This window comes from Dietzia sp. DQ11-71 (assembly GCF_014144995.1).
Taxonomy (GTDB): Bacteria; Actinomycetota; Actinomycetes; order Mycobacteriales; family Mycobacteriaceae; genus Dietzia; species Dietzia kunjamensis.
Map to the genome: position 1 here is coordinate 1 of NZ_JAALDT010000218.1, position 13,383 is coordinate 13,383.

General features: G+C 71.0%; 12 protein-coding genes and 1 pseudogene. All 13 read left to right on the top strand.

The features are described from left to right. Nucleotides 1-574: pseudogene (gene truB / locus G6023_RS08545) on the top strand (tRNA pseudouridine(55) synthase TruB); the annotation flags it as partial. Then, nucleotides 571-1,575, top strand: coding sequence for a bifunctional riboflavin kinase/FAD synthetase (locus G6023_RS08550; RefSeq protein ID WP_132061173.1), 1,005 nt, complete (start codon nt 571-573; stop codon nt 1,573-1,575). The pseudogene truB and the gene G6023_RS08550, both read left to right, overlap by 4 nt. Nucleotides 1,576-1,687: 112 nt before the next feature. Next, nucleotides 1,688-1,957: a 30S ribosomal protein S15 gene (gene rpsO, locus G6023_RS08555; protein WP_067717704.1), complete on the top strand. Its 270-nt coding sequence runs from the start codon at nt 1,688-1,690 to the stop codon at nt 1,955-1,957. 391 nt (nt 1,958-2,348) lie between these two features. After that, the gene (locus tag G6023_RS08560) at nt 2,349-4,616 is read left to right on the top strand and encodes a polyribonucleotide nucleotidyltransferase (protein ID WP_069389066.1); all 2,268 of its coding nucleotides are present in this window, start codon (nt 2,349-2,351) and stop codon (nt 4,614-4,616) included. A gap of 99 nt (nt 4,617-4,715) precedes the next feature. Then, on the top strand, nt 4,716-6,044 hold the full coding sequence (locus tag G6023_RS16285) for an insulinase family protein (RefSeq protein WP_132061176.1): 1,329 nt from the start codon (nt 4,716-4,718) through the stop codon (nt 6,042-6,044). Between the two features lie 36 nt (nt 6,045-6,080). After that, nucleotides 6,081-6,830 (top strand): 4-hydroxy-tetrahydrodipicolinate reductase, encoded by a 750-nt coding sequence (dapB, locus tag G6023_RS08570; RefSeq protein ID WP_067717713.1) that lies wholly within the window; start codon nt 6,081-6,083, stop codon nt 6,828-6,830. Between the two features lie 10 nt (nt 6,831-6,840). Beyond that, nucleotides 6,841-7,320 (top strand): hypothetical protein, encoded by a 480-nt coding sequence (locus tag G6023_RS08575; protein ID WP_096905350.1) that lies wholly within the window; start codon nt 6,841-6,843, stop codon nt 7,318-7,320. Then, a complete protein-coding gene (locus G6023_RS08580; protein ID WP_069388843.1) occupies nt 7,317-7,769 on the top strand; it encodes a flavodoxin family protein in 453 nt (150 codons plus the stop codon). The genes G6023_RS08575 and G6023_RS08580 overlap by 4 nt, the downstream gene beginning before the upstream one ends. Nucleotides 7,770-7,801: 32 nt before the next feature. Continuing rightward, on the top strand, nt 7,802-8,554 hold the full coding sequence (gene thyX, locus G6023_RS08585) for an FAD-dependent thymidylate synthase (RefSeq protein ID WP_067717719.1): 753 nt from the start codon (nt 7,802-7,804) through the stop codon (nt 8,552-8,554). A gap of 58 nt (nt 8,555-8,612) precedes the next feature. Next, nucleotides 8,613-9,572: a 4-hydroxy-tetrahydrodipicolinate synthase gene (gene dapA, locus G6023_RS08590; RefSeq protein ID WP_096907226.1), complete on the top strand. Its 960-nt coding sequence runs from the start codon at nt 8,613-8,615 to the stop codon at nt 9,570-9,572. After that, entirely contained in the window at nt 9,569-11,758 is a 2,190-nt protein-coding gene (locus tag G6023_RS08595; RefSeq protein ID WP_277817516.1) for a ribonuclease J, read from the top strand. The genes dapA and G6023_RS08595 overlap by 4 nt, the downstream gene beginning before the upstream one ends. A gap of 5 nt (nt 11,759-11,763) precedes the next feature. Further along, nucleotides 11,764-12,420 (top strand): TIGR03085 family metal-binding protein, encoded by a 657-nt coding sequence (locus G6023_RS08600; protein ID WP_083249542.1) that lies wholly within the window; start codon nt 11,764-11,766, stop codon nt 12,418-12,420. A 61-nt stretch (nt 12,421-12,481) separates the two neighbouring features. Then, nucleotides 12,482-13,383, top strand: a 902-nt coding sequence (locus tag G6023_RS08605; RefSeq protein ID WP_241727771.1) for a DNA translocase FtsK 4TM domain-containing protein, incomplete at its 3' end; no start/stop codon positions are given.

Genomic DNA, 13,383 nt, shown 5'->3' on the forward strand with positions numbered 1-13,383 from the left:
GGCCGTCGCGGCCCTGACCGGGGAGATCGACCAGGTCCCGTCCGCGGTGAGCGCGATCAAGGTGGACGGGAGGCGGGCCTACGACCGCGTGCGGGCGGGGGAGGAGGTCGAGCTCCGGCCACGGCGGGTCACCGTCTCCCGGTTCGACGTGCTCGAGCGGACCCGCTCCGGCGCGGTGGTCGACCTCGTCGTCGTCGTCGACTGCTCCACCGGAACCTACATCCGCGCGCTCGCCCGGGACCTCGGCTCCGCCCTCGGGGTCGGCGGTCACCTCACGGCGCTGCGCCGCACCCACGTCGGGCCGTTCGGTCTCGACGTGGCACGGACCCTCGACCAGCTGGAGACCGATCCGACACTGTCGCTGGACCTCGACTCCGCCGCGCTGACCGCGTTCCCCCGACGCGACATCGACGCCGACGAGGCGGAGGGACTGCGCCACGGCCGATGGCTCGAGGCCCGCGGTGACGCCGGGGTCGTCGCCGCCGTCGGCCCGGACGGCCGGGTCGCGGCGCTGGTCTCGGAATCGGGGCGGCGTGCCGCTCCGGTCGTGGTCATGCGCCCGGCGGGCCTGTGAACGCCGCGCGTAAGGTGGTCGCCGTGCAATTGTGGCGGACGTTCGACGAGATCGTGATCCCCGACGGCGGGACCTCCGTCGCCCTCGGCGTGTTCGACGGGCTCCACCGGGGTCATCGGAGCCTGGTGGACCGCGCCGTCGGCCACGGCCGGGACCTGGGCGCGAGTCCCGTCCTCGTGACGTTCGACCCCCACCCCGTCGAGGTCGTCAGGCCGGGGACCCACCCGTCGGTCCTCACCCCCCTCGAGCGGCGTGCCGAGCTCGCGGGCGGGTTCGGGATCGACGCCGTGTTCGCGTTGCCGTTCGACCGCGAGATGGCGTCGTGGGAGCCCGACGAGTTCGTGGACCGGGTCCTCGTCCGCGGCCTGCGGGCCCGCGCGGTCACCGTGGGGCGCAACTTCACGTTCGGTCGACGCGCGGCCGGTACCCCGGAGACCCTGCGCGAGCTGTGCGCCGACCGCGGCATCGTCTGCGAGATCGTCGACCTGCTCGAGGCCGGGGGAGAGACCGTCTCCTCCAGCCGTGTCCGCCGGTTGCTGTCCGAGGCCGACGTGGCCGGCGCCGCCGAGGTCCTCGGCCGACCGCACCGGGTCTCGGGCGTCGTGGTCCACGGTGCCGGGCGCGGGGGGCGGGACCTGGGTTACCCCACCGCCAACCTCGACCTTCCCGAGTACACCGCCGTGCCCGTCGACGGCGTGTACGCCGGGTGGTTCACCGTGCTCGACGACGGCCCCGTCGACGGCACGATCCTCCCGGGACGGCGCTACCCGTCCGCGATCTCCGTCGGCACCAACCCGACGTTCGGGGACTCCGCCCGCAGCGTCGAGGCGTTCGTCCTGGACGAGTCGGCCGACCTGTACGGACGCCTGGCGGCGGTCGACTTCGTCGACCACGTCCGCGACATGGTCAAGTTCGCCTCCGTCGACGAGCTGCTCGTGGCCATGGACCGCGACGTCACCACGACCCGGACCGTGCTCGGTGCGGACGCCGACCGACCGTGACCTCGGATTGGGCCGACACGTTCGCGGACTGGTAACGTCTCCCGTCGGCCCTCCTGTGGTCCGCGGCGGCGGGGCCCAACATTCACGCGGACTGGAACAACCAGGAGTCACCATGGCGTTGAGCACCGAAGACAAGAAGGCCGTCCTGGCCGAGTACGGCCTCCACGAGACCGACACCGGCTCGCCCGAGGCCCAGATCGCCATGCTCACCAAGCGGATCTCCCAGCTCACCGAGCACCTCAAGACCCACCAGCACGACCACCACTCGCGGCGCGGCCTGCTCCTCATGGTCGGCCGTCGGCGTCGTCTGCTCAAGTACATCGCCAAGACCGACATCGCGCGCTACCGCTCGCTGATCGAGCGTCTCGGCCTGCGTCGCTGACGCACGACGACGACCGCGTCACCGACCCCGCCCGGTTCATCCGGGCGGGGTCGGCGCATTTCCGGGGAGCCGGGCCGCCGGGGTGTCGGGGTGTCGGGGTGTCGGGGGCGTCACCCGCGCGCGTCCGGTGACCCGGACGGTTTTCCCTGATAGCCTCGGTGGAGCCGGTGCACACGTGCCGGGGTGGTCGACAGGTCCGATTGACGGTCCTCGGTAGTGGCCGCCGGAACCCGACGCCCGGGAGCATCAGCATCCGTGGCACGCGTTCCGGCCGCTTCGATCGAAGACCGAGGTCGAACCGGGACCCCCTGACGTGACGCCCGGTGGCCCCGGCGGGACGATTCCGCCGTGCGGCCCATGCACCCGACACGACAGGAAACACATGCCACAGATCACGGCCGTCGAGGTCGAAGACGGGGTCTTCGAGACCGTCGCGACCATCGACAACGGCGACTTCGGTCGCCGCGAGCTCCGCTTCGAGACCGGCCGGCTGGCCAAGCAGGCCGCCGGTGCGGTCGTCGCCTACCTCGACGACGACACCATGCTGCTGTCCGCCACCACGGCGGGCAAGCACCCCAAGGAGCACTTCGACTTCTTCCCCCTGACGGTGGACGTCGAGGAGCGGATGTACGCCGCGGGACGGATCCCCGGTTCGTTCTTCCGCCGCGAGGGGCGTCCCAGCACGGACGCCATCCTCACCTGCCGGCTCATCGACCGGCCGCTCCGCCCCACCTTCGCGGACGGGGTCCGCAACGAGGTCCAGGTCGTCGTGACCGTCATGAGCCTCGACCCCAAGGACCTGTACGACGTGGTGGCCATCAACGCCGCCTCCGCCTCCACCCAGCTGTCCGGCCTGCCCTTCTCGGGCCCGGTCGGCGGCGTGCGCGTGGCGCTCATCCCGACGGCCGCCGACCCGGCCGGCCAGTGGGTGGCGTTCCCCACCGCCGAGCAGCTCGCCGACGCCGTCTTCGACATGGTCGTCGCCGGCCGCGTCGTCGGCTCCGGAGACACCGCCGATGTCGCGATCATGATGGTCGAGGCCGAGGCCACCGACGACGTGATCGAGAAGGTCGCCGGCGGCGCGCAGGCCCCCACCGAGGACGTCGTGGCCCGGGGCCTCGAGGCCGCCAAGCCGTTCATCGCCGAGCTGTGCGCCGCACAGCAGGCGCTGGCCGACGCCGCGCCCGGCACGCCGCGGGAGTTCCCGCTGTTCCCGCCGTACGCCGATGACGTCTACGCCGCCGTCGCCGAGATCGCCGAGACCAAGCTCGCCGAGATCATGCAGATCGCCGACAAGCAGGATCGCGACGTCGCGACCGACGAGCTCAAGGCGACCGTCCTCGAGCAGCTCACCGAGCGGTTCTCCGACCGCCTCGGCCAGGTGGGGGCCGCGTTCAAGTCGCTGACCAAGAAGGTCGTGCGCCAGCGCATCCTCACCGACCACTTCCGGATCGACGGCCGCGGCACGCGGGACATCCGCGCGCTGTCCGCCGAGGTCGAGGTCATCCCGCGCGCCCACGGCTCGGCGCTGTTCGAGCGCGGTGAGACCCAGATCCTCGGCGTGACCACGCTCGACATGGTCAAGATGGCCCAGCAGATCGACTCGCTCGGGCCCGAGACCAGCAAGCGCTACATGCACCACTACAACTTCCCGCCGTACTCCACCGGTGAGACCGGTCGCGTGGGGTCGCCCAAGCGTCGCGAGATCGGCCACGGCGCGCTCGCCGAGCGCGCGCTCATGCCGGTCCTGCCGAGCGTCGAGGAGTTCCCCTACGCGATCCGCCAGGTCTCCGAGGCGCTCAGCTCCAACGGCTCCACCTCCATGGGCTCCGTCTGCGCCTCGACGCTGTCGCTGCTCAACGCGGGTGTGCCGCTCAAGGCCCCCGTCGCGGGTATCGCGATGGGCCTGGTCTCCGACGAGATCACGAACGAGGCCGGTGAGTCGGAACGACGTTTTGTCGCGCTGACGGACATCCTCGGGGCCGAGGACGCCTTCGGCGACATGGACTTCAAGGTCGCCGGCACGGGCATGTTCGTCACCGCGCTCCAGCTCGACACCAAGCTCGACGGCATCCCGTCCGAGGTGCTGGCCGGCGCGCTGACCCAGGCCCGCGAGGCCCGGCTCACCATCCTCGACGTGATGGCCGAGGCGATCGACGAGCCCGACGAGCTCAGCCCGTTCGCGCCCCGCATCATCGCGATCAAGGTCCCGGTCGACAAGATCGGCGAGGTCATCGGGCCCAAGGGCAAGATGATCAACTCGATCACCGAGGAGACCGGCGCGTCCGTCTCGATCGAGGACGACGGCACCGTGTACATCGGGGCCACGGACGGCGAGTCGGCCCAGGCCGCGATCGACAAGATCAACGCCATCGCCAACCCGCAGCTGCCCAAGGTCGGGGAGCGCTTCCTCGGTACGGTCGTGAAGACCGCCCCGTTCGGCGCCTTCCTCTCGCTGCTGCCGGGCCGCGACGGTCTGGTCCACATCTCCAAGCTGGGCCAGGGCAAGCGCGTCGGCAAGGTCGAGGACGTGGTCAACGTCGGCGACAAGATGCAGGTCGAGATCGCCGACATCGACAACCGCGGCAAGATCAGTCTCGTCCCGGTCGGTGACGACTCGGACGGCGGAGCCGACGCGGACTCCGGCACCGACGACTGAGACCCCGCCGGTCCGCCCGCCCACGGCGCCCGGCACCCCACGAGGCACGCACCCCGCGCGCGGGGTGCGTGCCTCGTTCGTCGACAGAAGGGAAGGACCGTGAACCCGACGATCCGCGTGGACCGGTCGATCCCGGGCGTGCGTGTGGTGACCGAGGACCTACCGTGGTGCCACACCGCGGCGGTCGGTGTCTGGATAGGGTCCGGATCCGCGGACGAGGGCCCCGGGGAACACGGCGCCGCGCACTTCCTGGAGCACGTCCTGTTCAAACGCACCAGCTCGGCGTCCGGTCTGGAGTTGTCCCAGCGTATCGACCTGCTGGGTGGTGACCTCAACGCCTTCACGGGACGCGAGCACACCTGCTATCACGTCCACGTCCCCGCCGAGGGGCTGGACACCGCGGTGGACGTCCTGGTGGACGTCGTCGCCAACGGGTCCTGTGACCCCGCCGACGTCGAGATCGAGCGTGACGTCGTGCTCGACGAGCTCGCCGGCCGTGCGGACGACCCGGAGGACCTCGCCTGCGAACTGGTCGCCACCGCGGCCCTCGGTAGCGACCCACTCGCCCGCCCGATCATCGGGACCGAGGAGTCGGTGGAAGCACTGGACGCCGAGACCTTACGGGCATTCCACCGACGCATGCTCGGTGCCGGCGACGTCGTTGTCGCGGCGGCCGGGCGTCTCGACCACGACGCCCTCGTGCGCCGGATCGCCGCCGGGCCACTGGCGGCGGCGGTCTCCCGCCACGGATTGTCGCGGGACGGCGCCGATCTCGGGACCGCGACCGGCGGTGGCGACACCGGACCGGGCGCGGGGGTCCCCGGGTGGCCGGCGACGTCCGTGCTCACCGGTGAGGACGACGACTCCGAACAGGCGTTGATCGCCCTCGCCCGCAGAACCCCGGCCCGTGATCACCGGGACCGGGCCGCGGCGCAGGTCGGCACCGCGGTTCTCGGCGGGGGACTGAGCTCCCGGTTGTTCCAACGCATCCGCGAGGAGCTCGGTCTGGCATACACGGTCTACGCGGGGATGGACCAGTTCCGGCCGACCGGTCTGCTCACGGTGGTGGCCGGCGCCCCGGTCGACCGGGTGGACGCACTGTGCGACGAGGTGGGCGAGGTCGTGTCCGGGATGCTGGCCGCGCCGCCCGCCGCCGACGAGGTGGGTCGGGCGATCGGCCACCTCACGGGGTCGATCAGGCTCGGGTTGGACGATCCACTCTCCCGCATGACGCGGATCGGTCGACACCTCCTGGACCGCGACACGGTGGTCCCCGTCGAGGAATCGGTGGCCAGGCTCCGTCGGGTCACCCGCGACGAGGTCGCCGCCTACTGGACCGACGAGTCCGCCCCGTGGTGTCTGGCGGCGGTCGGCCCCGGGATGCCCGGCGACGGCGCGGCTGGACTGCTCGGGCGCGTTGGCGGATAGGCTGGACGGGCTCGACGAGGACCACGTGAGGAGACGATGACGGTGACGAAGGTCGGAGTGCTCGGCGCACGCGGCAAGGTGGGGACGGCGATCTGTGAGGCCGTCCGTGACGCGGAGGACCTCGAACTCGTCGCGGAGGTCGACCAAGGCGATCCGCTGGACGCGCTCGTCGACTCCGGTGCCGAGGTCGTGGTGGACTTCACCCACCCGGACGTGGTGATGGACAACCTCGAGTACTGCGTGGCCAACGGCATCCACGCGGTGGTCGGCACCACCGGGTTCACCGAGGACCGTCTCACCACCCTCAGGGGGTGGCTGGAGGACAGTCCCGGGACCGGTGTACTGGTCGCGCCGAACTTCGCCATCGGCGCCATTCTGATGATGCGGTTCGCGGTCCAGGCCGCGAAGTACTTCCCGTCCGCCGAGATCGTCGAGCTGCATCATCCCAACAAGGCCGACGCGCCGTCGGGGACGGCCCACCGCACCGCCGCCATGATGGCGGCGGCTCGCCGGGAGGCGGGGCTCGGGCCGTCGCCCGATGCCACGTCCACGGAACTCGACGGGGCCCGCGGCGCCGACGTCGACGGGATCCGCGTGCACTCGGTGCGACTGTCGGGTCTCGTCGCCCACCAAGAGGTGCTGCTCGGGACGCAGGGGGAGACCCTCACCCTCCGGCACGACTCGCTGGACCGCACGTCGTTCGCGCCCGGGGTGCTTCTGGGGGTCCGCTCGATCGCCGGGGCCCCGGGCCTGACCGTCGGGCTCGACTCCTTCATGGACCTCTAGGACCACCGCCGTGGAGCGCATCGTCAAGCCCCTGGTCATGGCCCTCACGGCGCTGGGCCTGGTCGTGGCCTTCGGGTACCTGCTGTACCTCGGCTGGTCGATGGTCAGCGCCTCCGACTATCTGGCCGTGCGCGGGCTCGGGGCGGGGATCATCCTGCTCACCGGCGTCGGCGCCTGGGCAACCTGGGCCATCGTCCGCAACGGTCTCGAACTCCAGAGGATCTCGGCCGCCGCCGCGGCGGAAGGGATCGAGCTCGATGTCGCGGACATGGAGCGACGCCCCTCCGGTCGGCTCCAGCATGACGCGGCGGACGCGCTGTTCGACCGGGTCAGCGCCGAGTACCAGGCCGCCCCCGATGACTGGCGGACGACCTACCGGCTGGCGCGGGCCTACGACCACGCCGGCGACCGCGTCCGCGCCCGGGAGGTCATGAAGGCCGCCATCGGGCTGCGCGAGACGGAACTCACCTCGGGGAAGGGGCTGGGATGAGCACGGTACTGGTCGTGCACCACGCCCCGTCACCACGCCTGCGACGCATTCTCGAAGCACTCGTCACCGGTCTCGACCATCCCGAACTCGAAGGGATCGCGGTCGAGTCCGTCCCCGCGTTGGCCACCACCGACGACCACGTGCTGCGTGCCGACGGCTATGTCCTGCTCACCCCGGCCAATTTCGGATACATGTCCGGCGCGCTCAAGCACTTCTTCGACCGCACCTACTACACCTGCGAGGGAGCGGTGGCAGGCCGGCCGTACGCCCTGTGCGTGCACGGGGACAACGACACCGCGGGAGCGGTCACCTCGGTCGAACGGATCGCCACCGGCTGGGGACTGCAGGCCGTCGCCCCCGCAGTCCGGTTGACCGGCGAACCCGGACGCCAGGATCTCGACACCGCCGCCGAGGTCGCGGCCACCGTCGCCGCACATCTGCTCGGCTGAACCGCCGGGCACATCACCGAAGGAGTCCCACGATGTCCGAGCTCGTCCGGCGGCAGGTCCGCCTGGTCGCGCACACCGAGTTCATCCCGCCCGACGAGGTCGAGTGGGAGACGGACGCCGAAGGCGGATCCGCGCTGGCCGAGTTCGCGGGGCGGGCCTGCTACCAGAGCTGGGAGAAGCCGAATCCGCGCACCGCGACCAACGCCGGGTATCTGCGGCACATCCTCGAGGTCGGGCACCTGTCGGTGTTCGAGCACGCGAGTGTGTCGTTCTACATCACCGGGATCTCCCGCTCGTGCACCCACGAACTGATCCGGCACCGGCACTTCTCCTACAGCCAGTTGTCCCAGCGCTTCGTCCCCGAGCACGACTCGAAGGTGGTGCCCCCACCGGCGATAGCGGACGATCCCGAGCTCGTCGAGATCTTCCGGCGCGCGACCGACGCCTCCCGTGACGCCTACGCGGAGATGTTGGCGAAACTCGAGGACAGGTTCGCGGACGTACCCAACCCCATGCTGCGGCACAAGCAGGCCCGGCAGGCCGCCCGCTCCGTGCTACCGAACGCCACCGAGACCCGGATCGTCGTGACGGGGAACTACCGCTCGTGGCGCCACTTCATCGGGATGCGCGCCACCGAGCACGCCGACACCGAGATCCGGGGCCTGGCGATCGACGTACTCCGTCGTCTCCGCGAGGCGGCGCCGGCGGTGTTCTCGGACTTCGAGATCGCCACGCTGGAGGACGGCTCGGAGATCGCGGTCAGCCCCTACGTTCTCGAGGGATGACGACGCCCCCAGGGTGGGAATCGGGGTCTGCCGGGTACTGCGGGTAGTCTGGGAGACCATGACACACGTGACCACCGGGGGCCCTGTCGGCCGGCAAGCGCCGACCGACCGTGGCCGGGCCCCCGCCGATACAGGGCGCCCCGCGCCGTTCGGCACGGTCGTCACGGCGATGGTGACCCCGTTCGGGTCCGACGGTTACGTCGATCTGAAGGCCGTCGCACGTGTCGCGCGGCATCTCGTGGACTCGGGGTGCGACGGTCTCGTCGTCTCCGGCACCACGGGGGAATCGCCCACCACCACCGACGCGGAGAAGATCGCGGTCCTCGAGACCGTCCTCGCCGAAGTGGGGGACCGGGCGACGATCGTCGCGGGTGTCGGTACGTACGACACCGCGCACTCGGTGCACGCGGCCAAGCAGGCCGCTGCCTCCGGGGCGCACGGACTGCTCGTGGTGACGCCGTACTACTCGAAGCCCACCCAGGCAGGTCTGGACGTCCACTTCCGGACGATCGCCGACGCGACCGACCGGCCCGTGATGCTCTACGACATCCCGCCGAGATCGGTGGTCCCCATCCAGGCGGACACCCTGATCGGTCTGTCCGACCACCCGAACATCGTGGCGGTCAAGGACGCGAAGGGCGACTTCCACGACGCCGTCACCGTCATGTCCCACTGCGACCTCGTCTACTACTCGGGGGACGACCAACTCAACCTCCCGTGGCTGGCCGTCGGAGCGACCGGGTTCGTCAGCGTGATCGGCCATGTGGCCGCGTCACGGCTGGTCGACCTGCGCCGTGCGTACCTGAGTGGCGACATCGAGACGGCACGACGTATCAACCTCGGACTCCTCCCTCTCTTCGACGCCCAGCGGGCGCTCGGAGGTGTGTCGATGTCCAAAGCAGCACTAGAACTTCTCGGGGTCCCGGCCGGTGTGCCGCGACTCCCGCAGTTACCACCAACCGACGAGCAGCGAGACGCCCTCGCGGCGCTGCTGCACAGAGCAGGAGTCACCAGATGACGGAAAGTACCTCCACCGGCCGCGGACGCGGCCGCACCCGACGTGCCGCAGGACGGCCCTCGGGAGAGCCGGCGGCCACGGCCGCCGTGCAGTTCACCGAGCCCACCCCGGTAGCCGACGCCCCCGCCGCAGACGCGGGGCAGGGACGCTCCGATCGGACCAAGGGTAGGCAGGACCAGCCCCAGCAGGGTAGGAACCAGCAGGGCGACGGCCCGAAGGACAGCGGCCAGAAAGACAGTGGCCCGAAGGACAGCGGCCCGAAGGACAGCGGCCAGAAGGACTCGCCCAAGGGCGGATCGCGTGGCCGGGGCAGGGGGTCGTCCTCGGGCGCCAAGGGCGGATCGTCGGGCGGCGACCAGAACGGCGGCCAGAACGGCGGCCAGAACTCGGGCGGCCAGAAGGGCGGTCGTGGTCGCAGCGGACGCGGCCGCGGTCGCGGCGACACCTCCACCGCCGAGTTCGGTGGTGTGAAGACCATGCAGGGCGGCGACATGACGGTCCGCCTGCCCAGCCCACCCAAGCCCCGCAAGGGTGCGCTGCGCATGGTGGCGCTCGGCGGCGTCACGGAGATCGGCCGCAACATGATGACCTTCGAGTACGACTCGAAGCTGCTCATCGTCGACTGCGGCGTCCTCTTCCCGAGCTCGACCGAGCCCGGCGTCGACCTCATCCTCCCGGACTTCGGCCACATCGAGGACCGCCTGGACCAGGTCGAGGCGCTCGTGCTGACCCACGCCCACGAGGACCACATCGGGGCGATCCCGTTCCTGCTCAAGCTGCGCCCGGACATCCCGGTCATCGGATCGCGGTTCACGCTCGCGCTGGTGGCCGCGAAGTGCCGCGAGCACCGCATCAAGCCGGTCTTCCGCGAGGTCGACGAGTCCAGCGTGAGCACCCTGGGCAAGTTCGAGGTGCGCTACTTCGACGTCAACCACTCGATCCCCGAGTGCCTCGGCCTGGTCATCCGCGCCGGTGGCCAGTCGGTGATGATGACGGGCGACATCAAGCTCGACCAGCTGCCCACGGACAAGCGCCCCACCGACCTGCCCAAGATGGGGCGATTCGGTGACGAGGGCATCGACCTGCTGCTGATGGATTCGACCAACGCCACCACTCCGGGGGTCAGTCGCTCGGAGTCGGAGATCGGTCCCGCGCTCCAGCGGCTCATCTCCGACGCGCGTCAGCTCGTCGTGGTGGCCTGCTTCGCCTCCAACGTCTACCGCGTCCAGTCCGTCATCGCGGCCGCCGCCGCGAGCGGTCGCAAGGTCGCGCTCACCGGTCGGTCGATGATCCGGAACATGGAGATCGCCCTCGAGATGGGCCTGCTCACCGATCCGAACAAGGTGATCGTGGACATGGACACGGCCGCCAAGCTCCCGTCGGAGAAGGTCGTCGTCATGACGACCGGGACCCAGGGTGAGTCCATGGCGGGGCTCTCCCGGATGGCCCGCCGCGAGCACCGGCAGATCAACCTCTCCGAGGGCGACACCGTGCTGTTCTCCTCGTCGATCGTGCCGGGCAACGAGGAGCCCGTCTTCAGCGTGCAGAACAGCCTGTCCCAGATGGGTGTGAACGTGGTGACCAGCCGCGAGGCCAACATCCACGTCTCCGGCCACGGGGACGCGGGCGAGCTGCTCTTCGTCTACAACGCCGTACGACCGAAGAACGCCATGCCGGTGCACGGTGAATGGCGGCACCTGCGCGCCAACAAGGCCCTGGCGATCGCCACCGGGGTGCCGGAGGAGAACGTCGTCCTCGCGCAGAACGGCGTCGTGGTCGACCTCGTGGACGGCAAGGCGTCCGTGGTCGGTCAGATCCCGGTCGGCAACCTGTACGTCGACGGCCTGTCCACCGGCGACGTCGGCGACACGGTCCTCGCGGACCGCACCGCGCTCGGCGAGGACGGCTTCATCGTCGCGACAGTCGTGGTGGACCCGCGTACCGGCCGGCCGGTGAGCAAGCCCCAGATCATCGGCAAGGGCTTCACCGACGAACCCGGCGCACTCGACCCGGTCGTCGAACTCGTGGAGAACGCCCTGTGGGACCTGGCCGGCGAGGGCGAGACCGATCCGTACCGCCTCGCCCAGGCCGTGCGACGCGTGGTCGGTCGGTGGGTGTCGGACAAGTGGCGCCGCAAGCCGATGATCGTGCCCACGGTCATCACCTCCGCCGTCGCGCAGGGCTGAGTCCGGTGAGTCCCGGCCGTCCGACCCTCGCGCAGCGGGAGCGCAGCGCTCTCGTGGAGAGCATGCGTGCCACCGGGCCCGACGCCCCGACGCTGTGCGAGGGCTGGACGACCAGGGACCTGGCCGCACACCTCGTCGTGCGGGAGTACCGCCCCGACGCCGCGGCGGGGATCGTCGTCCCCGCCCTCGCGGACCGCATGGAGCACCTGCGCCTGCGGGAGGCCGAGCGCCCGTGGGAGGACCTGCTCGACACGATCGCCGGGGGAGCCCCCTGGTACTCACCGCTGCGCTACGCGGACCGGGTCGCGAACCTGGCCGAGTACCTCGTCCACCACGAGGACGTGCGCAGGGGGCGCCCCGGGTGGGCGCCCCGCGAGTTCGAGGTGGACGACCTCGAGCGGGTCTGGTCCCTCGCCACGACTGTGGCGAAGACTTTCCTGCGCAAGGTCGGCGCCCGCGTCGACCTGCGCACCCCGGCCCACGTGGGATCGGCCACGATCGCGTCGGTCTCGACGGGCGCGGCGCTCGCCCCGCTGGTGAGCATCACGGCGGATCCCGTCGAGTTCCTCCTGTGGACGTTCGGTCGCGACGAGGTCGAGATCGACATCTCCGGTGCCCAGCGGGGGATCGACGCGCTCGAAGCCGTCCCACGCGGCATCTGAACCACCCCACCCCCGTGTGGCTGCTGTTACCAGTGGTGCTCCAGACGATAGAGTGACGGCCATGGCATCCAGCTCGAGCACGCGCTCCACCCGTGCCCCCGGCGGCCGACGTCCGGCTTCGACCTCGGGAGCACAGCGATCGACCAAACCCGCCCCGTCGTCGTCGCGGGGTGGCGGTTCCCGTCGCGGTGCGGTCGTCTCGACCCCCAAGAAGGGGACCCGCAGCGGTCCTCGTACCGCCGTCCCGGCGCCGGAACGCACCACGGGTGCGTTCGGTGCCGTGGGGCGTGGGCTGCGCGGAGGGTGGTCCGCGATGGCGAAGGGTGTCGGCCACGGGGTCCGTGGCCTCGGGGGTGGGGACGACGACGACAAGGTGGTCCCGCCGCACCGCCGTGACGGTCTCGGCCTGATCCTCATCGGCGTGGCGATCGTGTTCGTCGGCGCCGTGTGGTTCGGCGCGGCCGGCCCGATCGGCCACTGGATCGACACCGGGATCCGGACAGTGGTCGGCACCCCCGGTGCCCTCCTGCCGCTCCTGCTGGGCGGATGGGGCGTGCTCGTCATGGCCCGCGAACCCCGTCCTGACGTGCACTCGCGGTGGCTGGTCGGAACGACCGTCGCCGCTCTCGGTGTGCTCGGACTGTGGCACCTGGGGTCCGGCTCGCCGACCGATCCCGACGGGGTGCGGTCCGGCGCCGGGGTGCTCGGCCGGATCGTCGGTGGAACGCTCGAGGCCGGCCTGTCCGTCTTCGTCGCGGTACCGCTCCTCGTGCTGCTCGTCGCGTTCGGGATCCTGGTGATGGTGGGGCGGCCCGCGCGCGAGATCCCCGGCATCGTCCGTGGGTTCTTCGGCTGGGACGGCAGCGGCGACATCGTCGACCACGACTACGTCGATTCCGACGAGGACTGGGACGACGAGATGACGACGGCCTACCCGATCGCGGAGACGACGCGGGCGTCCGA